This window comes from Enterobacter sp. PL_is514 (assembly GCF_055816715.1).
Genome location: NZ_JBVPGN010000033.1, coordinates 47,791 through 71,621, shown reverse-complemented (window position 1 = coordinate 71,621; position 23,831 = coordinate 47,791). Strand labels below are relative to the sequence as shown.

General features: G+C 56.5%; 19 protein-coding genes. 10 read left to right on the top strand and 9 right to left on the bottom strand.

Annotation, left to right across the window (positions count from 1 at the left end; translation table 11 throughout):
• Window positions 1-292 precede the first annotated feature (292 nt).
• The 9 genes from panD to thpR form a co-directional block, all read right to left on the bottom strand.
• A complete protein-coding gene (gene panD / locus AC0TNG_RS13395) occupies window positions 293-673 on the bottom strand; it encodes an aspartate 1-decarboxylase (protein ID WP_003856284.1) in 381 nt (126 codons plus the stop codon).
• A gap of 31 nt (window positions 674-704) precedes the next feature.
• The gene (gene panC / locus AC0TNG_RS13390; RefSeq protein ID WP_024907496.1) at window positions 705-1,556 is read right to left on the bottom strand and encodes a pantoate--beta-alanine ligase; all 852 of its coding nucleotides are present in this window, start codon (window positions 1,554-1,556) and stop codon (window positions 705-707) included.
• Between the two features lie 11 nt (window positions 1,557-1,567).
• Window positions 1,568-2,359 (bottom strand): 3-methyl-2-oxobutanoate hydroxymethyltransferase, encoded by a 792-nt coding sequence (panB, locus tag AC0TNG_RS13385; RefSeq protein WP_473712520.1) that lies wholly within the window; start codon window positions 2,357-2,359, stop codon window positions 1,568-1,570.
• A 123-nt stretch (window positions 2,360-2,482) separates the two neighbouring features.
• Window positions 2,483-2,962, bottom strand: coding sequence for a 2-amino-4-hydroxy-6-hydroxymethyldihydropteridine diphosphokinase (folK, locus tag AC0TNG_RS13380; RefSeq protein WP_473712519.1), 480 nt, complete (start codon window positions 2,960-2,962; stop codon window positions 2,483-2,485).
• Window positions 2,959-4,356, bottom strand: a complete 1,398-nt coding sequence (gene pcnB / locus AC0TNG_RS13375; RefSeq protein WP_073961632.1) for a polynucleotide adenylyltransferase PcnB — start codon at window positions 4,354-4,356, stop codon at window positions 2,959-2,961. The genes folK and pcnB overlap by 4 nt, the downstream gene beginning before the upstream one ends.
• Window positions 4,357-4,398: 42 nt before the next feature.
• Window positions 4,399-5,289, bottom strand: a complete 891-nt coding sequence (gene gluQRS, locus AC0TNG_RS13370) for a tRNA glutamyl-Q(34) synthetase GluQRS (RefSeq protein ID WP_024907499.1) — start codon at window positions 5,287-5,289, stop codon at window positions 4,399-4,401.
• Between the two features lie 59 nt (window positions 5,290-5,348).
• Window positions 5,349-5,804, bottom strand: coding sequence for an RNA polymerase-binding protein DksA (dksA, locus tag AC0TNG_RS13365; protein ID WP_001155232.1), 456 nt, complete (start codon window positions 5,802-5,804; stop codon window positions 5,349-5,351).
• 176 nt (window positions 5,805-5,980) lie between these two features.
• On the bottom strand, window positions 5,981-6,685 hold the full coding sequence (sfsA, locus tag AC0TNG_RS13360) for a DNA/RNA nuclease SfsA (protein ID WP_032649756.1): 705 nt from the start codon (window positions 6,683-6,685) through the stop codon (window positions 5,981-5,983).
• Complete coding sequence (gene thpR / locus AC0TNG_RS13355; protein WP_032649754.1) at window positions 6,675-7,229, bottom strand: RNA 2',3'-cyclic phosphodiesterase; 555 nt, start codon at window positions 7,227-7,229, stop codon at window positions 6,675-6,677. Before thpR ends, sfsA begins: the two co-directional genes overlap by 11 nt.
• Window positions 7,230-7,302: 73 nt before the next feature.
• On the opposite strand from thpR, the gene hrpB reads away from it, so the two are divergent.
• The 10 genes from hrpB to fhuB all read left to right on the top strand — a co-directional run bounded on the left by hrpB (window position 7,303) and on the right by fhuB (window position 23,764).
• Window positions 7,303-9,732, top strand: coding sequence for an ATP-dependent helicase HrpB (gene hrpB, locus AC0TNG_RS13350; protein ID WP_417927857.1), 2,430 nt, complete (start codon window positions 7,303-7,305; stop codon window positions 9,730-9,732).
• 144 nt (window positions 9,733-9,876) lie between these two features.
• On the top strand, window positions 9,877-12,402 hold the full coding sequence (gene mrcB / locus AC0TNG_RS13345; RefSeq protein ID WP_024907503.1) for a bifunctional glycosyl transferase/transpeptidase: 2,526 nt from the start codon (window positions 9,877-9,879) through the stop codon (window positions 12,400-12,402).
• Window positions 12,403-12,748: 346 nt separating this feature from the next.
• On the top strand, window positions 12,749-13,321 hold the full coding sequence (locus AC0TNG_RS13340; RefSeq protein ID WP_024907504.1) for a fimbrial protein: 573 nt from the start codon (window positions 12,749-12,751) through the stop codon (window positions 13,319-13,321).
• A gap of 42 nt (window positions 13,322-13,363) precedes the next feature.
• Window positions 13,364-14,077, top strand: coding sequence for a fimbrial biogenesis chaperone (locus AC0TNG_RS13335; protein ID WP_417927856.1), 714 nt, complete (start codon window positions 13,364-13,366; stop codon window positions 14,075-14,077).
• A 20-nt stretch (window positions 14,078-14,097) separates the two neighbouring features.
• Window positions 14,098-16,575, top strand: coding sequence for a fimbria/pilus outer membrane usher protein (locus AC0TNG_RS13330; RefSeq protein WP_024907506.1), 2,478 nt, complete (start codon window positions 14,098-14,100; stop codon window positions 16,573-16,575).
• Between the two features lie 12 nt (window positions 16,576-16,587).
• Window positions 16,588-17,592 carry a fimbrial protein gene (locus AC0TNG_RS13325; protein WP_473712518.1) on the top strand — a complete coding sequence of 335 codons (1,005 nt, stop codon included), beginning with the start codon at window positions 16,588-16,590 and terminating at the stop codon, window positions 17,590-17,592.
• 205 nt (window positions 17,593-17,797) lie between these two features.
• Window positions 17,798-20,047, top strand: coding sequence for a ferrichrome porin FhuA (gene fhuA, locus AC0TNG_RS13320; protein ID WP_032649743.1), 2,250 nt, complete (start codon window positions 17,798-17,800; stop codon window positions 20,045-20,047).
• Window positions 20,048-20,097: 50 nt separating this feature from the next.
• Window positions 20,098-20,895 (top strand): Fe3+-hydroxamate ABC transporter ATP-binding protein FhuC, encoded by a 798-nt coding sequence (gene fhuC / locus AC0TNG_RS13315; protein WP_024907509.1) that lies wholly within the window; start codon window positions 20,098-20,100, stop codon window positions 20,893-20,895.
• On the top strand, window positions 20,895-21,785 hold the full coding sequence (gene fhuD / locus AC0TNG_RS13310; RefSeq protein ID WP_157188625.1) for a Fe(3+)-hydroxamate ABC transporter substrate-binding protein FhuD: 891 nt from the start codon (window positions 20,895-20,897) through the stop codon (window positions 21,783-21,785). Before fhuC ends, fhuD begins: the two co-directional genes overlap by 1 nt.
• Window positions 21,782-23,764 carry a Fe(3+)-hydroxamate ABC transporter permease FhuB gene (gene fhuB, locus AC0TNG_RS13305; RefSeq protein ID WP_473712517.1) on the top strand — a complete coding sequence of 661 codons (1,983 nt, stop codon included), beginning with the start codon at window positions 21,782-21,784 and terminating at the stop codon, window positions 23,762-23,764. Before fhuD ends, fhuB begins: the two co-directional genes overlap by 4 nt.
• The last annotated feature ends 67 nt before the right edge of the window (window positions 23,765-23,831 follow it).

The window sequence follows — 23,831 nt, the reverse complement described above, 5'->3', positions numbered from 1 at the left end:
GAGTAGTAACGGAACACAGTCATTGCTTTCTGTGAACTGTTCATCATTGAAATATTAAATTTCGGCGAGAGTATAGCCAAGGGAGGTAAGGAATGGAATGCTGTGAGTTATTAGAAAAACTGTTGTGCGTTTTTAGAGGAACTAATTGGTGGTCTTAAATAATAATTACGGTGAATGATATTTAAGATTAAATGTTTTTTTCTTTATGTGTATGGAGGCGATTTATAACTTTAAAATGATCTCGATTAAATTCATCCGGAAATTATTCCGGATGAATTTTCCAAATTATTGATCAAGCAACCTGAACCGGAATCGCCTTTGCGGTGCGCTTCATTTCATTGTCGCCTTCGAAGTAGGCCACTTTAGGCTGCCAGCGACGGGCTTCTTCGTCAGACATCATCACGAAGCTGGCGATAATCACAATGTCGCCCACGTCTGCGCAGTGCGCGGCTGCGCCGTTAACGGAGATGATTTTAGAACCGCGCTCTGCGGCAATCGCGTAGGTAGAGAAGCGTTTACCGTTATTCACGTTCCAGATATCAATGGCTTCGTTTTCAAGGATGCCCGCAGCATCGAGGAAATCCTGGTCAATGGCGCAGGAGCCTTCATAGTGCAGGTCGGCCTGGGTGACTTTCACACGGTGAAGCTTACCTTGCAGCATTTTGCGAATCATTACGTTTACCTTTAATTATCAAGGGCGAGAACTACGCCAGCTCAACCACTTTATTATCAATCAGACGAGCCTGGCCAAGCCATGCCGCTACCAGGATCACCGCACGTTTGCTGGTTTCCGTAAATTCCAGCAGCGTATCAGCATCACGAATTTGTACGTCGTCAGCGCGAAGACCTTTATCGTTCAGCGCTTGTTCGGCGAGGGCGACGATCTCTTCGACGGTCAACTCTTTTGCCAGAACCTGCTCCGCCATGGTGTTCATGACCTTGCTGAGACCCGGCGCGATTTTACGCTGTTCGGCGGTCAGGTAGCCATTACGCGAGCTGAGCGCCAGGCCGTCTTTTGCGCGTACGATCGGTACGCCGACAATCTCGATATCGTAACCCATATCCGCGACCATTTTGCGGATCAGCGCCAGCTGCTGGAAGTCTTTCTCGCCAAAGCAGGCAACGTCCGGCTGTACCAGGTTGAACAGCTTGCTGACGATGGTGGAAACGCCGCGGAAATGGCCCGGGCGGCTCGCGCCTTCGAGCATGGTGGAAATGCCCGGGACGTCAACGTAGGTTGCCTCTTCGGTACCCTGCGGGTAAACATCCGCCGGTGCAGGTGAGAAGACGATATCCGCATGGCGTTTTTTGAGCTTCTCGCAGTCTTCCTGCAGGGTGCGCGGATAGCGCGCCAGATCGTCTGCGCGGTCAAACTGCATGGGGTTCACGAAGATACTGACCACCACGATATCTGCCCGCGCGCGGGCTTCGTCGACGAGCTTCATGTGGCCGTCATGCAGATTGCCCATGGTAGGGACCAGTGCGATACGTTTACCTTCCTGTCGCGCGCGGCGGATATGCTGGCGCAGCAGCGGCAGGGTTTCAATGATTAGCACAACGAGACTCCTTAATGGAAACTGTGTTCTTCACCCGGGTAAACACCGGATTCAACGTCGGCAATATACTGCCTGACCGCAGCGCGCATGTCGCCCGCTTCGGCGAGGAAATTTTTGGCAAATTTCGGGATGTGTCCGCCGGTGATACCGAAGGCGTCGTGCATCACCAGAATCTGACCGTCGGTGACGTTGCCTGCACCAATACCAATCACCGGAATGGACAGCGCGTCGGTGATGCGTTTCGCCAGCTCAACCGGCACGCACTCCAGCACCAGCAGCTGGGCACCTGCGGCTTCCAGCGCCAGGGCATCATCCAGCAGCATCTGGGCGGCATCGCCACGGCCCTGCACCTTATAGCCGCCAAAGATATTGACGGACTGCGGCGTCAGGCCTAAATGCCCGCACACCGGCACGGCGCGCTCGGTGAGCATCTTCACCGTATCCACAAGCCAGGCGCCGCCTTCAATTTTGACCATATTGGCACCGGCGCGCATCACTGCCGCCGCGTTTTCGAATGCCTGTTCCGGCGTGGCATAGGCCATAAACGGCAGATCGGAAAGCAGCAGGCACGCTGGGGCGCCACGGCGCACGGCGCGGGTATGGTAAGCGATATCCTCAACCGTTACCGGCAGGGTGGAATCATGTCCTTGTACCGTCATCCCTAACGAATCTCCGACCAGCATGACGTTGATCCCCTCTTCGGCAAACAGTTTGGCGAAGCTGTAGTCATACGCGGTGATGGTGGCGAAGCGTTTTTTTTCCTGTTTGCATTTCTGCAGTAAGGAGATGGTGGTTGGTTTCATACTGTTTCCTGATAGCCCAAAAGCGAATCTTTGCGCATTCTAACAGTAACATTCGAGGGAACAATGATTTTAGGTAAACGATTAGCCACAATTATTTTGAGGCTAACTGACAGGGGAACCCGATCACCAGCGAGCGGGTTTTTCCGCGTTGAGGTTGTCCAGAATGGACTTAAGTGAGGTGCCATCCGGGAAGATGAGATCGGGGGCGACTTCATAGAGCGGCCAGAGCATAAACCCGCGATTTTTCATATCGTAATGCGGAACGGTGAGACGTTCAGTGTTAATCGTCTCGTGACCAAACAGCATAATGTCGAGGTCCAGCGTGCGCGGTCCCCAGCGTTCGGCTTTGCGTACGCGGCCCTGCTGCAGTTCGATGCGCTGGGTATTGTCCAGCAGTGTTTCGGCATCAAGGGCAGTTTCCAGCACCACGGCGGCGTTGAGGTAATCGGGCTGATCCTGCGGCCCCAGCGGCGGCGTGCGGTAGAACGAGGAGACTGCCACGATCTTGCTTTGCGGAATCTCGCCCAGCGCCTGTACGGCAGCATTCACCTGCTCCAGCGGAGAGGCTAAATTGCTGCCGATGGCGATATACGCGAGGGTCATGCTGTCCCTTCACGACGCGGCGCGCGTTTGCGCGGACGACGATGACGGCGACGCGGTTCCGGCTCTTCATCCAGCCCGGTAAGCATATCTTTCTGCTCCGGCGGGGCGGAGACCTGGAATTCAGCCCACCACTGCGCCAGACGCTGCAGCTCCTGGTTGCGTTCAATTTCAGCACGCAGCGACAGGAGATCGAAGGCAGCGCGGAATTTAGGATGCTCCATCAGCTTCCAGGCGCGTTTGCCCTGACGACGGGACATGCGCAGCTGAAGCTGCCAGATGTCGCGCACCAGGGTGGTAATACGTTTCGGAATGGCGAGTGTGCGGCAGCCTTCGTCCAGCACGTCGTTGGCGGCCAGCGCGAACGCATCGTAATAGGCGAGCCCGCTCTCCTGGGTAATACGCTGTGCCGTTTCCAGCAGCGGATACCAGAACATCGCGGCAAACAGGAACGCCGGGTTCACGCGCATGTCGTTGCGAATGCGGGTATCGGTATTTTTCAGCACCTGCGCAATCATCCGCTCCATTGGGCTGTCACCGTTTTCGGTGAAGTAGCGGGTAATGGTCGGGAACAGCGGCTGGAACAGGTTGTATTCGCGCAGCAGATTATAGGTTTCAAAGCCGTGGCCGGCCTGCAGCAGCTTCAGCGCCTCTTCAAACAGGCGAGCAGGCGGCACGTCGTTAATCAGCGTTGCCAGACGCGGGATCGGCTCTGCCGTTTCCGGGCTGATGCGCATATCCAGCTTGGCGGCGAAACGCACGGCGCGCAGCATACGCACGGGATCTTCACGGTAGCGCGTTTCCGGCGTGCCGATCAGACGGATCAGACCTTCTTTCAGGTCCTGCATGCCGCCGACGTAATCGCGCACGGTGAAATCCGCCACGCTGTAATAAAGGCTATTGATGGTGAAGTCGCGACGCTGGGCATCTTCTTCGATTGATCCGAAGATATTGTCGCGCAGCAGCATACCGTTCTGGCCGCGCTGTGACGTCGTGCGATCGGACGCGCCCGCTTCGTGGTGCCCGCGGAAGGTCGCCACTTCGATAATTTCTGGCCCAAACATCACGTGAGCCAGACGGAAACGGCGGCCAACGAGACGACAGTTACGGAATAATTTGCGCACCTGCTCAGGCGTGGCGCTGGTCGTCACGTCGAAATCTTTTGGTTTTTTGCCCAGCAGTAAATCACGCACCCCACCGCCCACGAGATAGGCCTCGTAGCCCGCTTTATTCAGACGATAGAGCACCTTGAGGGCATTTTCACTGATATCTTTGCGGGAAATAGTGTGCTGCTCACGCGGAATAACCGACATGTGTGGCTGTGCAATAGCATCGTTCGCCATGCTCTCTTCGCGGCTTAGCACTTTACGGCAAAAATTAGCGACTCGGGTAAAAATGGTACACCTCGTAGTGTGTTTTGTTATGAAAAAAGCGGCTAATCATAGCTCAGCGCAACGCATTTGAGAATGCTGGATTTTTGGCACTGCCGCGAGCGTCCAGTTGGCAACGGCCATTTTCAGCAGTTCGTCAATACGCAGATCCTGCCATTCGTTGGTTACATTCTGGTTGAGAAATCGCAGCGCGTCGATCAAAACAGGACGCGGATCGCCGTCTGGCAGGGCCGGGGCGTGGTTCTGCTTTGACAATTTAAAGCCTTGCGCATTGACCGCCAGCGGCAGATGAATGTAGTCCGGCGCCGTCCAGCCAAACTGGTGATACAGCGAGATTTGTCGCACGGTCGGCTCGACCAGATCCGCCCCGCGCACAATTTCCGTCACGCCCTGGAAATGATCGTCCACCACCACGGCCAGGTTATAGGCGAACAGGCCATCGCGACGGTGAATAATAAAATCCTCACGCGCCAGACGTTCATCGGCATGAATCTCACCGGAGAGTAAATCGGTAAAGCGCGTCACCGGGGAGCGCTGACTGATACGCACGGCGGCATTTTCCGGAGGAAGATTAAGCGTGCGGCAGTGGCCGTCATAGACGCCGCCTGCGCTCTGGATACGCGCGCGGGTGCAGGTGCAGTTATAGGAAAGTCCCTGTGCGCGAAGCCAGGCCAGACGTTCCCGATACGCCTCGTGACGTTTTGACTGCCACAGAACCTCATCATCCCAGTGAAGACCGTAATGTTCCAGCTGACGCAGAATCGTCTCTGCAGCACCGGGAACTTCACGCGGAGGGTCAATATCTTCAATGCGGACGAGCCATTTTCCCTGGCGGGCGTGAGCCTGCAGGTAGCTGCCGAGCGCGGCAATTAATGAGCCGAAGTGTAATTCACCGGAAGGAGATGGCGCGAAGCGCCCAATATAGTGTGATTCAGACATATCAACAGTAACAAGGCGGGAGAGACTCCCGCCTTTAGAGTGTGTAAACAGCGCTGGTATTAACCGGCCATCTGTTTTTCGCGGATTTCGGCCAGCGTTTTACAGTCGATGCATAGATCGGCGGTTGGACGCGCTTCCAGGCGACGAATACCGATTTCAACACCGCAGGATTCGCAGTAGCCAAAATCTTCGTCTTCGACTTTTTTCAGCGTTTTCTCGATCTTTTTGATCAGTTTGCGTTCGCGGTCACGGTTACGCAGTTCGAGGCTGAACTCTTCTTCCTGAGCGGCACGGTCTACCGGATCCGGGAAGTTAGCAGCTTCATCCTGCATATGAGTAACGGTGCGATCGACTTCATCCCTGAGTTGATTACGCCATGCTTCAAGAATACGCTTGAAGTGCGACAGCTGGGCTTCGTTCATATACTCTTCGCCCGGCTTCTCTTGATACGGCTCCACCCCAGCGATGGCGAGAATACTCAGGGACGATGTTTTACGGTTTTGCCCTTCTTGCATGTTGCTTCTCCTTAACACGCACTATCGATCCCCGTGTTGGGGGAAAAATCAGGTCGCTATAAATAGCAGATGCTTTTCCGGATGGCAATTATCTAAACGTAACACTTGACAAGCCTGTGAGGAAAAGCGTATTTGCGCACGCGGCCAGAACACTTAATCGTCAATCGTCTAATCCCTTATAAGACAATGGGAAGAGAGGATCTCAGAGTCATATTATCGGCAGAAAGTTCCGCTTTATAAGCGAAAACCTCTACCCCCTGCTTTTGTGCCTCATTCAACAATTGCGCGTATTTAGGATCAATATGGCGGGCAGGGGAGAAACGCTCAATGGCTGAATGCAACACCGCAAACAGCAATACGGCGCGTTTGCCCGCCGCCGCAACACTCATTAGCTCTCGCAGATGCTTCTGGCCACGTAGCGTTACCGCATCCGGGAAGTAGCCATTTTCCTGCTCCGCTAACGTCACTGATTTCACTTCAATATAGCACTCCGGCCTGTCTTCCGCCTGTAACATGAAGTCAATTCTGCTGCTTTCATCGCCATATTTCACTTCACTTTTATGCGTGCCATAACCGACCAGTTCAGGAATGGTGCCATGGGTCAGCGCTTCCTTAACCAGTTGATTTGCGCGCAGGGTGTTAACGCAAATAAATGCCCCATTTTGGGTTTCGGTCATTTCCCAGGTATGGGCATATTTGCGTTTAGTATTTTCTGATGTGGAATACCAGACCCTGTCACCCGGCGTCGCACAGCCCGTCATGGCACCGGTATTGGGACAGTGCAGGGTGAGCTGTACCCCTTCGGGGGTGATCACGTCGGCGAGGAAGCGTTTGTAGCGTTGGATAAGCGTAGCGTGCTGCAGGGGAGGACTAAACTTCATCAGAATTCCTTTCGGTGTTGCCCAGCGTCCAGCGCTGTAGCGGCGTATAGCGGGTGCGTCCCTGTGCAAAGACGGATTCGTAAAGCGCGAATCCGTTGACCGGAAAAGCCCAGTGAAAACCCGGCGGCGGGATGGCAACGGCCTGACCGGCATCGCGCAGCAGCGTGATATGTGGATGAAACGGCTGCGGGCTCTGATAACAGCCGCTGCGCGCCGCCTGCGCGCGCAGCATGTTCGCAAGCTGCAATAATCCGCGCGGTGGCTGGCGCGTGCCCAGCCAGACCACGCGCGAACGCAGCCACTGACCCGCATCGTCGAGGTGCAGCGTAAATTCCGGCTGGGCAATACGCCCGGCCATTGCGGCTAACGCCCGCTGCTTTTCGGCACTGACGTCGCCCAAAAAGGCCAGCGTCAGGTGCAGGTTAGCCGCCGCGACAGGGCGACCGGCTTCCGGCGGGAAGCGATCGGCGCGCCAGCGAACAATTTGACGCTGTATCGCGGTGGGCAATTCAATGGCAAAAAACAGCCGTTTCGACTCAGGCATACGGAGGACTCGGTAATGATATGCGCCGATGCTACAATGTACGCCGACTAATGTTAACCCTCTGGAGCTGTTAGTGTCCTCATTGCCGGTTGCCGTCGTTCTTCCTGACCTTCTCGCTGCCTTACATCATGCCCCGCAGGTTTTGCTGAATGCCCCGACGGGTGCGGGGAAGTCCACCTGGCTGCCGCTGCAGATTCTGAAAGACGGGAACATCAGCGGAAAAATTATCCTGCTGGAGCCGCGCAGGCTTGCCGCGCGCAACGTGGCGCAGCGTCTGGCGGAACTGCTGAATGAAAAACCGGGCGAAACGGTAGGTTACCGGATGCGCGCCGAGACCTGCGTGGGGCCGAGCACGCGCCTCGAAGTGGTCACCGAGGGTATTCTCACCCGCATGCTGCAAAACGATCCGGAGCTCACCGGCGTCGGGCTGGTGATCCTGGATGAATTCCACGAGCGTAGCCTGCAGGCGGATCTGGCCCTCGCGCTGTTGCTGGACGTTCAGCAAGGACTGCGTGACGATCTCCGGCTGCTGATTATGTCGGCCACGCTGGATAACGAGCGGCTACGGCAGGCGCTACCCGATGCACCGGTCATCAGCTCTGAAGGGCGGGCGTTTCCGGTAGAACGCCGCTATCAACAGCTTCCCTCCCACCAGCGTTTTGACGAGGCGGTCGCCATTGCCACCGCTGAGCTGCTGCGCCAGGAGCCCGGTTCCCTGCTGCTGTTTTTGCCGGGTGTCGGTGAAATCCAGCGCGTGCAGGAGCAGCTTTCTACCCGCGTAGGCGGTGATGTGCTGCTTTGTCCGCTCTACGGCGCGCTGTCGCTCCAGGATCAGCGTAAAGCCATCCTTCCGGCCCCGGTGGGGCAGCGCAAGGTGGTGCTGGCAACCAACATTGCTGAAACCAGTTTGACCATTGAAGGGATTCGCCTGGTGGTGGATAGCGCCCAGGAGAGGGTGGCAAGCTTTGACCCGCGCACCGGGCTGACTAAACTTCTGACGCAGCGCATTAGCCAGGCGTCGATGGTGCAGCGCGCGGGCCGCGCGGGGCGTCTTGAGCCGGGTATCTGCCTGCATTTGACCAGCGCGGAACAGGCTGAACGCGCTGCACAGCAAAGCACGCCGGAAATTTTACAAAGTGATTTGTCGGGCCTGGTGATGGATCTGCTTCAGTGGGGCTGCCCGGATCCTGGACAGCTTACCTGGCTTGATTCTCCGCCTGCCGTGAATCTCGCCGCTGCGCGCAATCTGCTGACCCAGCTTGGCGCGCTGGAAGGCGAGCGTCTGACGGCGCGCGGCCAGAAAATGGCGGCGCTGGGCAACGATCCGCGTCTGGCCGCAATGCTGGTGGCCGCGCTGGGGGACGATGAAATTGCCACGGCGGCAAAACTGGCGGCTATTCTTGAGGAGCCTCCTCGCGGTGGCAGCAGCGATCTGGGGCAGGCGTTTTCGCGCAGTCAGGGGAACTGGCAGCAGCGGGTGCAGCAGCTCGGTAAACGGCTTAACAGCCGCGGCGGCGTACCAGACAGTGAGCGTATTCCCCGGCTGCTGGCGCAGACCTTCCCGGACAGGATTGCGCGTCGGCGCGGGCTGGACGGTCGCTACCAGCTGGCAAACGGCATGGGGGCGATGCTGGACAGCGATGATGCGCTGACGCGTCACGAGTGGCTGATTGCGCCGCTCCTGCTGCAGGGGAGTCACTCCCCGGATGCGCGTATCCTGCAGGCGATTGCCATAGATATTGACGCCCTGACCCGTACCTGTCCGCATCTGCTTCAGCAATCGGACATCGTCGAGTGGGATGATGCCCAGGGCACGCTGAAGGCGTTTCGGCGTAGCCAGATTGGTAAACTGACCCTCGGGACGAAGCCGCTGGCGAAGCCGTCGGAAGAAGAGCTTCATCAGGCTATGCTGAACGGCATTCGGGAAAAAGGATTAGGCGTGCTGAACTGGTCACCAGAGGCTGAACAGTATCGTCTTCGCCTGCATTGTGCCGCACGTTGGCTACCGGAGTATGCCTGGCCCGCAGTCGATGATGAGACATTGCTGGGCTCTCTGGAGCGCTGGCTGCTGCCGCAAATGCACGGTGTTCACTCGCTTCGGGCGCTGAAAGCCCTTGATGTTAAGGTCGCGTTACAGAATTTACTGGACTGGTCATTACGTCAACGTCTGGATAGTGAACTGCCAGGGCATTACACTGTGCCCACCGGAAGCCGGATTGCCATCCGTTATCATGAGGATAATCCGCCGGCGCTGGCGGTTCGGATGCAGGAGATGTTTGGTGTGGCCACCACGCCGTCCATTGCGGAAGGGCGTGTGCCGTTAGTGCTTGAGCTGCTGTCGCCTGCGCATCGTCCATTACAAATCACCCGAGATTTGGGGGCGTTCTGGGCGGGAAGCTACCGTGAAGTGCAAAAAGAGATGAAGGGGCGATACCCCAAACATGTCTGGCCGGACGATCCGGCGAATACGGCGCCGACGAGGCGGACGAAGAAATATTCCTGAAAGGGATGTGCGGCCTGATGCCCTCACCCCAGCCCTCTCCCACAGGGAGAGGGAGAAAACAAATTTTGAGAGATTTCTTCTTTCACAGGCCTGTGAAAGAAAAGAAAATCTGGCCTTTGCGCCTGAAAGTTGCGGAGAAAAAGCATGGCGGGGAATGACCGCGAGCCAATAGGACGTAAGGGAAAACCAACGCGTCCGGCGAAAGAAAAGGTAAGCCGTCGTCGCCTCAGAGATGAGGACTATGACGATGACTATGAAGACGATTATGAGGATGAAGAACCGATGCCGCGTAATGGAAAAGGCAAAGGGCGTAAGCCTCGGGGCAAGCGCGGCTGGTTCTGGCTGCTGCTGAAGCTGTTCATTGTTTTTGTCGTGCTGATGGCGATTTACGGCGTGTATCTGGATCAGAAGATCCGCAGCCGTATCGACGGTAAAGTCTGGCAGTTGCCTGCGGCAGTATATGGCCGTATGGTGAACCTTGAGCCAGATATGTCCATCACGAAGAACGAGATGGTTAAACTGCTCGAAGCCACCCAGTATCGTCAGGTGTCAAAAATGACGCGGCCTGGCGAATTTACCGTGCAGTCCAACAGCATTGAGATGATCCGTCGTCCGTTTGATTTCCCGGACAGCAAAGAGGGGCAGGTGCGCGCGCGTCTGACCTTTGATGGCGATCGTCTGGATACCATCGAGAACATGGATAACAACCGTCAGTTCGGTTTCTTCCGTCTCGATCCGCGTCTGATCACCATGCTTTCGTCAGCAAACGGCGAGCAGCGCCTGTTCGTGGCGCGTAACGGCTTCCCGGATCTGCTGGTCGATACCCTGCTGGCAACCGAAGACCGCCACTTCTACGAGCACGATGGCATTAGCCTCTACTCGATTGGTCGTGCGGTGCTGGCTAACCTGACTGCCGGCCGTACCGTACAGGGCGCGAGTACGCTGACCCAGCAGCTGGTGAAGAACCTGTTCCTCTCCAGCGAACGTTCTTACTGGCGTAAAGCGAACGAAGCCTACATGGCCGTGCTGATGGATGCGCGCTACAGCAAGGATCGCATCCTTGAACTGTACATGAACGAGGTGTATCTCGGTCAGAGCGGCGATAACGAAATCCGCGGCTTCCCGCTGGCGAGCCTGTACTACTTTGGTCGTCCGGTGGAGGAGCTGAGCCTGGATCAGCAGGCGCTGCTGGTGGGCATGGTGAAAGGGGCGTCCATTTATAACCCGTGGCGTAACCCGAAACTGGCGCTGGAGCGTCGTAACCTGGTGCTGCGTCTGCTGCAACAACAGCAGGTGATTGACCAGGAGCTGTACGACATGCTGAGCGCACGTCCGCTTGGCGTTCAGCCGCGCGGCGGTGTGATTTCGCCTCAGCCTGCGTTTATGCAGCTGGTGCGTCAGGAGCTGCAAAGCAAGCTTGGCGATAAGGTCAAAGATCTCTCCGGCGTGAAGATCTTCACCACCTTTGACTCCGTGGCGCAGGATGCGGCAGAAAAAGCGGCGGTGGAAGGCATTCCGGCGCTGAAGAAACAGCGTAAGCTCTCCGATCTTGAAACCGCGATGGTGGTGGTTGACCGTAACTCCGGCGAAGTTCGCGCGATGGTGGGCGGTGCCGAGCCGCAGTTTGCAGGCTACAACCGTGCCATGCAGGCGCGTCGATCGATCGGTTCTCTGGCAAAACCGGCGACCTATCTCACTGCCCTGAGCCAGCCAAACCAGTATCGTCTGAATACCTGGATTGCGGATGCGCCGATCTCCCTGCGCCAGCCTAACGGCCAGGTGTGGTCACCGCAGAACGATGATAAACAGTTCAGCGGTCAGGTGATGCTGGTGGATGCGTTAACGCGTTCCATGAACGTACCAACCGTTAACCTGGGCATGTCGCTGGGACTGCCAGCGATTGTCGACACCTGGCAAAAACTGGGCGTATCGAAAGATCAGCTGCACCCGGTGCCGGCAATGATCCTCGGCGCGCTTAACCTGACGCCGATCGAAGTCGCCCAGGCTTTCCAGACCATTGCCAGCGGGGGTAACCGCGCACCGCTGTCTGCCCTGCGTTCGGTGATTGCCGAAGATGGCTCCGTGCTGTATCAGAGCTTCCCGCAGGCAGAGCGTGCCGTTCCTGCTCAGGCCGCCTACATGACGCTGTGGACCATGCAGCAGGTGGTGCAGCGTGGTACCGGGCGTCAGCTGGGGGCGAAGTATCCGGGTCTGCATCTGGCGGGTAAAACCGGGACCACCAACAACAACGTTGATACCTGGTTTGCCGGTATTGATGGCCGCGAAGTGGTGATCACCTGGGTAGGCCGCGATAACAACCAGCCGACCAAACTGTACGGGGCGAGCGGGGCGATGTCGATTTACCAGCGCTACCTGGCCAATCAGTCACCGGTGCCGCTGAACCTCGTTGCGCCGGAAGATATCGTGGATATGGGCGTGGACAGCTCCGGTAACTTTGTCTGCGGTGGCGGAATGCGTACCCTGCCGGTCTGGACAACCAACCCGGATTCCCTGTGTCAGCAGAGCCAGCCTGAACAGCCGACGGGCAACCCGTTCGATCAGTCTTCTCAGCCACAGCAGCCGCAGCAGCAACAGCCGCAGCAGCAGAATGAGAAGAAAGACAGCGATGGCGTAGCCGGCTGGATTAAGGACATGTTTGGCGGAAACTGATTAGTTTCCTGAATAAAAAAGCCGCTTAGTGATAAGCGGCTTTTTTTGTCTTAACATTTATTCTTATTTTAATTTTAGTAAATGTCTAATTAAGAATTACTAATGCGTAATTTTTATTATTTTAATCAGTGCGTTGGTATCACTTTAAACTATTTTATTTGCCAGCCTGCTGGACAAGGTAAAGATTAATCTGATGTAATTAAGTTCGTGAATCTCACTTTCCTCATGGGATGTTCTTATTAATGGTTTTTTGGGGCTAAGTGACGTCAAATTTTAAATGGCATTCTGGCGAAAAGTATTTTTCCCAGGAATGGATTCCATTATAAACATATATAAGGATGTTGTTATGAATAAGATAATTGTTTCTTCTTTATTGGCCGGAAGCATTATGGCGGCTTTGTCGCTGCCGGTCTTTGCAGCGAATGATTCAGGTACGGTAAATTTCGCCGGAAAAATTGTGGCGGATACCTGCGAGATCAATGTTGATGGTACGGGGACCAATGAATCCACCGTCACATTCGCAGATACTTATCCTTCAGATTTTGGCATCGACGGTCAGGTCGGGACGTCTAAAGCTTTTAAGATTGAAGTAAAAAAATGTGACCCGCTGGTCGCCAAACTGAACCTCAAGTTCAGCGGCACAACGACAGACGCGGCGTACAAGCGTTTGAAGAACGATCTCTCCGGCGCAGGCAACGCCACTAACGTTGGCATCATTGTCAGCAACGACAACGGCTCCAAAGGCGATGTGGTCTTCGACGGTTCAGTACCGGATGCGGGCACCGACGTGGCTAACGATCCGACCGGCGCAGCGGCTTCTGTCTTTAACTACACCGCGAAAGTGATTCAGGTCGGTGATGCCGCGCCAACCGCGGGTCATTACTCCTCCTCAGCCACATTTGAGGTTGTCTATCGCTAAGCAATTATTGGCAGCCTGAACGGCTGCCTCCTGGAACGCTGTATGAAGACGTTATTTAAATTGTTATGTGGTTGTTTAATTATCTCTTGCTTTTCAGTGCAGGCAAGCGTTGTTCTCGGTGGTACGCGAATTATTTATCCATCGAATAAATCTGAAGTGCAAATCGCACTTAAAAATAAAGATCCTCATACGCGTTATCTGGTGCAAAGCTGGGTCAGTTATCCCAATGATGCAAAGGCTCCCTTTATTATTACGCCGCCTGTCTATAAGTTGCAGGAAAATCGTCAGACGCTATTACACGTTATTTTTACCGGCGATAAAAACAGCCTGCCGGCAGACCGCGAATCACTTTTTCTGGCGAATGTGAAATCCGTCTCTGCTCTGTCGCCCGATCTGAAAGAGAAAAACACGCTGCAGTTCGCGATGAAAACGCGCCTGAAGCTTTTCTGGCGTCCTACTCAACTGAAGGAAACCGATGCCCTGGGAGCCTATGAAAAAATCACGTTCCATCGTCAGGGTGAGACGCTAATTGCAAACAACCCCACCCCTTTTTACGTCTCTTTTGGCGAACTGGCCGTTGGCGGGAAAAGTGTACCGGTGAAAGAGACCAAAACCACGCCGGGTGCCATTTCAATGATGGTTGCACCGTTTAGCAAGCAGAGTTTCGCGCTACCAAAAGCGGCAAATGGCGCGGTGACCTGGACGGCTATTAATGATTTCGGCGCCCAGACTCCTCTACGCAAGCAGGCTCTTTAAATCGATCATGTTGGTAAGTTATGTCGTCATCTTTACTTCACAAACAGGTACTGTCCGGGATCGCGCTGGCGCTGCTCGCCGCGATCCAGCCTGCAAGTGCGGATGACGAATTCAACCTGCGGATCCTTGAACTGGATACCCCTCTCGAAAATACCTCCACGCTCAAAAAATTCATCAATGATAATGGCTTACTTGCGGGGAGCTACCCCACGACGATTATGTGGGATCGGGACGTGCTGGATACACGTACGCTCACCTATGTGCTTTCTGACGACAAACAGCATCTGCTGCCGGAGCTGACCAAAGCGGACCTGCGCGAATACGGCGTGAAAGTTGACACGATCCCTGACTTAAAGGGTCTTGACGACGAGGCTTACGTTCGGGACATCTCTCATTTTATTGAAAATGCACGCTACGATTACGATCAGGATAACCAGACCCTGAAGCTGGTCATTCCGCAGATCTATCGCGATCGCGCCGCCGCCGGAGCGATTAACCCGAAATTCTGGGATGACGGCGCGCCTGCCGCCTGGACAAGCTATCAGCTCAGCGGCTCTCAGCAACACTATAGCTCGGGCAAAGCCTCTTCAACCTGGCTGGGTCTGGAGTCGGGGATGAATCTTGGCGCGTGGCGACTGCGTAATAACAGCACCTGGAGCGATGCTTCCGGCTGGGAGGCTATCGCCAGCACTTTACAGCGTGACATCAAAGCGTTGAAAAGCCAGCTTGAGATGGGGCAGACGTATACCAATGGCGAGCTTTTTGACAGCGTCCAGATGACCGGCGTGAAGCTGGAAACGGACACCGCTATGCTGCCCGTCAGCCAGCAAGGCTTTGCGCCCGTTGTGCGAGGTATTGCGAATAGCGACGCGAAAGTCACCATCAAGCAAAACGGCTATACCATCTATCAGACAAACGTCTCGCCAGGGCCTTTTGAGATCCGCGACTTGAGCCAGGTGACTTCCGGAGCCGATCTGGAAGTGACCGTCGAAGAGGCGGATGGCAGCGAGCATAGCTTCATTCAGGCCAGCGCGTCGGTGCCGGTGTTACAGCGAGAAGGCGGTTTTAAGTACTCGCTGGCAGCAGGGCGCTATCGCGGTAATGAAGGTGAAGATGAACCCATCTTTGCGCAAGGTACGGCTATCTATGGTCTGCCTTACGGCGTCACGGCCTATACCGGCGCGCTGGGGGCGTCACTGTATCATGCGCTGCTGCTGGGGCTTGGTGCCGACCTGGGGCACTTCGGCTCCGCATCTGTCGACTTCACCGCCGCGCGTACCGCGTTTGATGACGGGCTTGACGATGCCAGCGGTTTATCGTGGCGGGCCCAGTACTCCAAAGATATCCCTGACACGGATACGACCGTCACGCTTGCCAGCTACCGCTACTCTACCTCGGGGTTTTATACCTTTCAGGAAGCTATCGATCGGCGTGACGGCGAGATCGATGACGGCATTTATACCTATCGCAGAACCAACAACCGCCGTAGCCGCATGCAGCTAAACCTTTCCCAGCGTATTTCAGACTGGGGCTCGGCTTATCTCAACGGCTATCAGCAGGATTACTGGGATATGGACGGCCATGAGCGCAGCGTCAGCGCGGGGCTGAGCTCCAGCTGGCGCAATATCACCTGGTCGATAAGCTACAACCTGACCCGCACCCCGGACGCCAATACCGACCGGCAGATGGCGTTGACGGTCAACATTCCGTTCTCAAAGTGGCTGCCTGACTCCTGGGCAACCTACAGCGCTAACACCGCCAGCGGTGGGTTTGTTTCACATCAGGTCGGGCTCGGCGGCACCGCGCTGGAGGACAATAAGCTGAGCTACAACCTCCAGCAGAGCTATGCCAATCAAAATACCGGCTACGGCGGCAGCCTGTCCGGGCGTTACCGTGGCGCTTCCGGTGAGGTCGGGATGAGCTACAGCTACAGCGGTGATAATAGACAGTGGAACTACAGCGCGCAGGGGTCGATCGTTGCCCACGAGCATGGCGTGACGCTGGGGCAACCCGTACGCGACGCTTTTGCCATTGTGCACATTAAGGATGGCGATAACATCAAAGTGCAAAACGGGCGCGGCATCTCTACAGACCGTTTTGGTAACGCCATAGTGCCCTCTATGACGGCCTATCGGCACAACGTCATCACCGTAAATACACAGGATCGGGAAGATATTGATATCGATGCGGCAACGCTCGATCTCGTGCCGACGAAAGGGGCGGCTCTGCACGCGACCTTCGATGCTCGCGTTGGACGACGCGCGCTGGTGACCTTGCTCTACGCAGGTAAGCCCGTTCCGTTTGGGGCTGTGGTAGCGCTGGAGAGTACCACCGCCATCGTCGGGGATGACGGTGAGGTTTACCTCACGGGGCTGTCCGGCAAAACAACGTTTAGCGTGCAGTGGGGGGAAGAACACGTTCATCAGTGTCATGGAGAGCTGGATCTTCCCTCCCAGGGCTCTGCAGGGATCGTGAAAGCCACGGTCAACTGTCATTAAAAGAGGTATTTCATGAATCTACACTTTTCCATGAAAACGTTTTTCTTACCCGTGCTGATGTTGCTGGCGACCGCCTTTTTCCATTCAGCTCGAGCAGACTGTACTTTTAACGGCAGCTCTGGCGTGGATGCTGTGGTGACGTTTCAACTTCCGCCGGTGATTATTGTTGCTCCTGATACCCCGAAAGGCACAATCATTTACGATGACAGCGTTGAAAGTAAAGAAGTGGCCATAGACTGCATCGGTGAAGCGCAAATACGGCGAGGCTATCTCTCCTTGACGGAAAGCGATGCGCGTGAAGATGTTATGCCTGGCGTTTATCAAACTAATGTCCCGGGGATTGGAATTCGGGCCGCTTCCTCGAATGAGCAGTTACCAAACTATAATGACGAGGATCTTGTCAGGCCAATGCACTATATTGGCTCAACACATGGCTATTCGCATGGAGTATCTACCTTTCGCGCCACTGCGCAGCTGGTGGTAACGGGCGATATTCAGGAAGGATATCTCGATACCTCACGATTAACCTCAATGGATATCCTGGGGAACGCGGTGATCGGTGAAATGCGCTTTTCGCCCACCAGCGTTCGCATTACGACCAACACCTGTAACCTGGTCGACCGTAACATTTATGTGCCTCTTAAAACGGTTAACGTTCAGGATTTTGACGGGCAATACTCAGAGATACTTACCGACAGCAGTTTTAAGATTGAAATCACCGACTGTTCTGCGGGGACAAAGATCGATTATCAGTTCACCAGCGCAGGCTCAACGGGCGTGAAGAACGGCAATATCCTCGGCATCGCTGCCGGAGATTCCGCCGCCGCGGGTGTCGGCATCCAAATTCTTGATAAGAATAATACGGTGCTGCAGTTTGATCAGAACTACACGGCGATAACCAGTACGCAGGACAAGATCCCAGTTGAAATCCCTCTCAAGGCGCGCTACGTCAAAACGGGGGAGGTTAAAGCGGGCAAAGTCGATTCCGTCGCCACGTTCGAGGTATTTTACCGTTAACCCTCTCTGCCCGTTTTGGCGGGCTTTAGCGATCATTTCGCTATCCTTATTAACCCACTCTTTTCATCTGGTTAATTCTTAAACCCTTAAATCTTGTAGGGCTGCTTACTGCTTGCTATGCAACCCGCGTTTCGCATATTATTCTGGCGCTCATAATAATAATTCTCGTTTACGTTATCATTCACTTTTCCATCAGAGAAACATCATGGCGCTTTCCAATACTGCTCAGCCAATGAACACGTCGCTGCGTAAACTCGCGGTCGTCGTCGCCACAGCGGTTGCCGGCATGTCCGCGTATGCTCATGCGGCCGAAACCCCGAAAAAAGAAGAAACTATCACGGTAACCGCAGCACCTGCGGCACAGGAAAGTGCCTGGGGACCGGCGGCGACCATCGCTGCACGGCAATCGGCGACCGGGACCAAAACGGATACTCCGATTCAAAAGGTTCCACAGTCTATTTCCGTGGTGACCGCTGAAGAGATGGCGCTGCACCAGCCACGCTCGGTGAAAGAAGCCCTGAGCTACACGCCGGGTGTTGCGGTGGGTACGCGTGGCGCGTCCAACACCTATGACTACCTGGTCATTCGCGGTTTCGCGGCCGACGGTCAGACCCAAAATAACTACCTCGACGGTATGAAGATGCAAGGCAACTTCTATAACGACGCGGTGATTGACCCTTATATGCTGGAGCGCGCCGAGATCATGCGCGGCCCGGTTTCCGTTCTGTACGGAAAAAGCAGCCCTGGCGGCTTGCTGAACATGGTCAGCAAGCGCCCAACCACCGAGCCGCTGAAAGAAGTTCAGTTCAAAATGGGCACTGACAGCCTGTTCCAGACCGGCTTTGACTTCAGCGATGCGATCGACGATGACGGCGTTTACTCTTACCGCTTAACGGGCGTTGCACGTTCGAACAACTCGCAGCAGGAAGGCAAAGGTGAGCAGCGTTATGCCATCGCGCCTTCTTTCTCCTGGCGTCCGGATGATAAAACCACCTTCACGTTCCTCTCATACTTCCAGAACGAGCCTGAGACAGGCTACTACGGCTGGCTGCCAAAAGAGGGAACGGTTGATCCGCTGCCAAATGGCGATCGTCTTCCGACGAACTTCAACGAAGGCGCGAAGAACAACACCTACTCCCGTAACCAGAAAATGGTGGGATACAGCTTCGACCACGCCTTCAACGATACCTTTACCGTGCGCCAGAATCTGCGCTTTGCTGAGAACAAAACCTCGCAAAACAGCGTATACGGCTATGGTGTCTGTACCGACCCGGCGAACAGCGGCAACAAGCAGTGCGCGGCGCTAGCGCCATCGGATAAAGGCCATTATCTGGCGCGTAAATACGTTGTCGATAATGAAAAACTGCAGAACTTCACCGTTGATACTCAGCTGCAGAGCAAATTCGCTACGGGTGAGGTGGACCACATCCTGCTGACCGGCGTTGACTTTATGCGTATGCGTAACGACATCAACTCCTGGTTTGGCTATGACGACTCTGTTCCGCTGCTGGATCTCTACCATCCGGTGAACAGCGATTTTGATTTTGGTGCAAAAGACCCAGCAAACTCCGGCCCGTATCAGATCCTTAACCGTCAGAAACAGACGGGACTCTACGTTCAGGATCAGGCGCAGTGGGATAAGGTCCTGGTAACCCTGGGCGGCCGTTATGACTGGGCCGATCAGGAATCCTACAACCGCGTGACGAACACCACTTCCAAACGTGATGACACCCAGTTCACCTGGCGCGGCGGCGTTAACTACCTGTTTGATAACGGTGTCACCCCGTACTTTAGCTACAGCGAATCGTTTGAACCGGCTTCGCAGACCGATGCCCAGGGTAAACTGTTCTCGCCTTCCAAAGGCAAACAGTACGAAGCGGGCGTGAAATACGTACCGAACGATCGTCCGATCGTTGTTACCGGTGCGGTATACCAGCTGACCAAAACCAACAACCTGATGGCGGACCCGGCGGGCTCCTTCTTCTCCGTTGAAGGCGGTGAAATCCGCGCGCGTGGCGTAGAGCTGGAAGCGAAAGCGGCCCTCTCTGCAAGCGTGAACGTCGTCGGCTCCTATACCTATACCGATGCGGAATACACCACCGATACGAACTACAAAGGCAACACGCCAGCTCAGGTGCCAAAACACATGGCATCCGTTTGGGGTGATTACACGATGTTTGATGGCCCACTGTCTGGCCTGACGCTGGGTACCGGCGTGCGTTACACGGGTTCCAGCTATGGCGATCCGGCGAACTCCTTCAAGGTGGGCAGCTACACCGTTGTCGATGCGCTGGTCAGATACGATCTGGCACGCGTTGGCATGGCAGGCTCGAACGTGGCGCTGCACGTGAACAACCTGTTCGATCGTGAGTACGTTGCCAGCTGCTTCAACACCTACGGCTGCTTCTGGGGTGCTGAACGTCAGGTTGTTGCTACCGCGACCTTCCGCTTCTAATCTCTGTCCGGGCACGGTTCGCCGTGCCCTTTTTATTTAAGTTGGCTGATATGCAGGATAATCAAACGCAACCCGACACCACCTTCACGCTCAACCATCTCTCCTTTCGCGTACCCGGGCGCACCTTGCTGCATCCGCTCTCTCTGACGTTCCCCGCCGGTAAAGTCACTGGCCTGATTGGTCACAACGGTTCCGGTAAGTCCACGCTGCTCAAGATGCTGGGGCGCCATCAGCCGCCTTCAGAAGGCGATATTCTGCTGGATGACCAACCGCTGGAGAGCTGGAGCAGTAAAGCCTTTGCGCGCAAAGTGGCCTATCTGCCGCAGCAGCTGCCGCAGGCGGAAGGAATGACGGTGCGTGAGCTGGTGGCGATTGGGCGTTATCCGTGGCACGGGGCGCTTGGACGATTTGGCGTGGCCGACAGAGAGAAGGTGGAAGAGGCGATTGCGCTGGTCGGGCTAAAACCGCTGGCGCACCGTCTGGTGGATAGCCTGTCCGGAGGCGAACGTCAGCGCGCGTGGATTGCGATGCTGGTGGCGCAGGACAGCCGCTGCCTGCTGCTGGATGAACCGACCTCTGCGCTGGATATTGCGCATCAGGTCGACGTCCTGGCGCTGGTGCATCGCTTGAGCCAGCAGCGCGGTCTGACGGTCATTGCGGTTCTGCACGATATCAACATGGCCGCGCGTTATTGTGACTACCTCGTCGCGCTGCGCGGGGGCGAGATGATTGCCCAGGGTACACCCGCAGAGCTGATGCGCAGCGAAACGCTGGAACATATTTACGGTATTCCAATGGGTATTCTGCCTCACCCGGCCGGGGCTGCACCGGTGAGCTTTGTCTACTGATGCTCGATAACACACGCATTAGCCGCCGTCGCCTGCTGACGGCGATGGCGCTCTCACCGCTGCTGTTAAAAATGAATACGGCGCGTGCTGCCGCCGTCGATCCGCACCGCATTGTCGCTCTGGAGTGGCTGCCGGTCGAGCTGATGATGGCGCTCGGCGTCACGCCCTACGGCGTGGCGGACATTCCTAACTATAACCTCTGGGTGAACGAGCCGAAGCTGCCGGACTCGGTGATCGACATCGGCCTGCGGACGGAGCCAAACCTCGAGCTGCTCACCCAGATGAAACCCTCGTTCATGTTCTGGTCAGCGGGTTACGGTCCGTCAGAGGAGACCATGGCGCGCATCGCGCCCGGACGTGGATTCGCCTTCAGTGACGGTAAAAAACCGCTGGCCATGGCGAAAAACTCGGTTAACGAGATGGCGCGTTTCCTCAACCGCGAGGTCGAGGCCAAAAAACATCTCGACGAATTTGATACCCTGATTGACTCCCTGAAGCCCCGCTTTGCTCACCGGGGCGATCGTCCGCTGCTGATGGTGACGCTGCTGGATGCCCGCCATATGCTGGTTTTCGGTAAAAACTGCCTCTTCCAGGAAGTGCTCGACAGCTTCGGCATTCGTAATGCCTGGGAAGGGGAGATGACGTTCTGGGGCAGTACCGCCGTGGGTATCGATCGTCTCGCGGCGTTTCGCGACGTGGATGTACTGTGCTTCGATCACGGCAACGAGCGCGCCATGCAGACCCTGATGGCTACGCCGCTCTGGCAGGCGATGCCGTTTGTGCGTGAGCAGCGCTTCCAGCGCGCCCCGGCGGTCTGGTTCTACGGCGCGACGCTGTCGGCCATGCATTTTGCCCGCGTGCTGGATAACGCGCTGGGAGGTAAAGCATGAGTACGCGTATCGCCCGCTTCCCGGCGCTGCTGCTATCCCTGCTTTTTCTGGTTGCGCTGGTATTAACCGGGTTCAACCTCTCGACGGCGTTACCCCGCACGCAGTGGGGGGCCGCGCTGGCCTCGCCGGATATCGATAATATTCAGCAGATGCTGTTCCACTACAGCCTGCTGCCGCGTCTGGCGATCTCCCTGTTAGTCGGCGCCGGTTTAGGGCTGGTGGGCGTGCTGTTCCAGCAGGTTTTGCGTAACCCGCTGGCAGAGCCAACCACGCTCGGCGTCGCGACCGGCGCACAGCTTGGGATCACCATTACCACGCTGTGGGCGCTGCCGGGTGCGTTAACCTCGCAGTTTGCGGCACTCGCGGGGGCGTGCGTGGTAGGTGCGCTGGTCTTTGGCGTGGCCTGGGGCAAGCGTCTTTCGCCGGTAACGCTTATCCTGGCCGGGCTGGTGGTGAGCCTCTACAGTGGGGCGATCAACCAACTGCTGGTGCTGTTCCACCACGATCAGCTGCAAAGCATGTTCCTGTGGAGCACCGGCACGCTGACCCAGACCGACTGGAGCGTGGTGCAGCGCCTCTGGCCGCAGCTGGCTGGCGGTGTTGTGCTGACGCTGCTGCTCCTGCGTCCTCTTACGCTCATGGGGCTGGATGATGGCGTGGCGCGTAACCTGGGGCTGGCGCTGTCGCTGGCTCGCCTGGCGGCGCTGACGCTGGCAATTGTATTGAGCGCCCTGCTGGTGAACGCGGTCGGCATCATCGGGTTTATCGGCCTGTTTGCGCCGCTGCTGGCGAAAATGCTCGGGGCGCGTCGTTTACTGACGCGTCTGATGCTGGCGCCGCTGATTGGGGCGCTGATCCTCTGGCTTTCCGATCAGCTTATTCTCTGGCTGGCGCAGGTCTGGCGGGAAGTCTCCACCGGCTCTGTGACCGCGCTTATCGGGGCGCCGCTGCTGCTGTGGCTGCTCCCGCGGCTGCGCAGCATGAGTGCACCGGCGATGGACGCGGGCGATAAAGTCTACGCTGAACGTCGGTCGGTGCTGTGGTTTAGCCTTGCCGGTCTGGCGGTGCTGATTATCGCCTCGTTCGCGGCGCTCTCATTTGGACGCGATGCCGCGGGCTGGCACTGGGCAACGGGTGATTTGCTCAATGAACTGCTGCAGTGGCGCTGGCCGCGTATCGTCGCTGCGCTGATCGCCGGGGTGATGCTGGCGGTGGCGGGGTGCATTATTCAGCGTCTGACCGGCAACCCGATGGCGAGCCCGGAAGTGCTTGGGATCAGCTCTGGCGCCGCCTTTGGCGTGGTGCTGATGCTGTTCTTCGTGCCGGGCAATGCGTTTGGCTGGCTGATGCCTGCCGGCAGTATCGGCGCGGCAGCCACGCTGATGATTATCCTGATAGCCGCCGGTCGCGGCGGCTTTTCGCCGCACCGCATGCTGCTGGCCGGGATGGCGCTCAGCACCGCGTTTACGATGCTGCTGATGATGCTGCAGGCAAGCGGCGATCCGCGTATGGCGAAGATCCTGACCTGGATTTCCGGCTCGACCTACAACGCCACCGGAAGCCAGGTGGTCTGGTCCGGGATGGTGATGCTCGTGCTGCTGGCGATGGTGCCGCTGTGCCGCCGCTGGATGACCATTCTGCCGCTCGGCGGCGAAACCGCGCGTGCGGTGGGGATGGCGCTGACGCCAGCGCGCGTGGCCTTGCTGCTGCTGGCAGCGTGCCTGACGGCGACGGCAACCCTGACGATTGGACCGCTGAGTTTTGTGGGGTTAATGGCGCCGCACATTGCCAGAATGATGGGGTTCCGCCGGACGATGCCGCATATCGTCATGTCGGCCCTGACGGGCGGGGTGATGCTGGTGTTCGCAGACTGGTGCGGAAGAATGGTGCTGTTCCCGTACCAGATCCCGGCGGGTCTGCTGTCGACCTTTATCGGTGCGCCGTACTTTATTTATCTGTTGAGAAAGCAGAGCCGGTAGTCAGGTGCGACATGATGCTCTCACCCCAGCCCTCTCCCACAGGGAGAGGGAGAACATCGTAGGCCGG

Coding starts and splice junctions, on each gene's coding strand:
- panB (WP_473712520.1), bottom strand. CDS start 2,359: ATGAAACCAACCACCATCTCCTTACTGCAGAAATGCAAACAGGAAAAA.
- AC0TNG_RS13335 (WP_417927856.1), top strand. CDS start 13,364: ATGAAGACGTTATTTAAATTGTTATGTGGTTGTTTAATTATCTCTTGC.
- fhuC (WP_024907509.1), top strand. CDS start 20,098: ATGCAGGATAATCAAACGCAACCCGACACCACCTTCACGCTCAACCAT.
- fhuD (WP_157188625.1), top strand. CDS start 20,895: ATGCTCGATAACACACGCATTAGCCGCCGTCGCCTGCTGACGGCGATG.
- gluQRS (WP_024907499.1), bottom strand. CDS start 5,289: ATGTCTGAATCACACTATATTGGGCGCTTCGCGCCATCTCCTTCCGGT.
- sfsA (WP_032649756.1), bottom strand. CDS start 6,685: ATGAAGTTTAGTCCTCCCCTGCAGCACGCTACGCTTATCCAACGCTAC.
- fhuA (WP_032649743.1), top strand. CDS start 17,798: ATGGCGCTTTCCAATACTGCTCAGCCAATGAACACGTCGCTGCGTAAA.
- folK (WP_473712519.1), bottom strand. CDS start 2,962: ATGACCCTCGCGTATATCGCCATCGGCAGCAATTTAGCCTCTCCGCTG.
- fhuB (WP_473712517.1), top strand. CDS start 21,782: ATGAGTACGCGTATCGCCCGCTTCCCGGCGCTGCTGCTATCCCTGCTT.
- AC0TNG_RS13330 (WP_024907506.1), top strand. CDS start 14,098: ATGTCGTCATCTTTACTTCACAAACAGGTACTGTCCGGGATCGCGCTG.
- thpR (WP_032649754.1), bottom strand. CDS start 7,229: ATGCCTGAGTCGAAACGGCTGTTTTTTGCCATTGAATTGCCCACCGCG.
- mrcB (WP_024907503.1), top strand. CDS start 9,877: ATGGCGGGGAATGACCGCGAGCCAATAGGACGTAAGGGAAAACCAACG.
- AC0TNG_RS13325 (WP_473712518.1), top strand. CDS start 16,588: ATGAATCTACACTTTTCCATGAAAACGTTTTTCTTACCCGTGCTGATG.
- dksA (WP_001155232.1), bottom strand. CDS start 5,804: ATGCAAGAAGGGCAAAACCGTAAAACATCGTCCCTGAGTATTCTCGCC.
- AC0TNG_RS13340 (WP_024907504.1), top strand. CDS start 12,749: ATGAATAAGATAATTGTTTCTTCTTTATTGGCCGGAAGCATTATGGCG.
- panD (WP_003856284.1), bottom strand. CDS start 673: ATGATTCGCAAAATGCTGCAAGGTAAGCTTCACCGTGTGAAAGTCACC.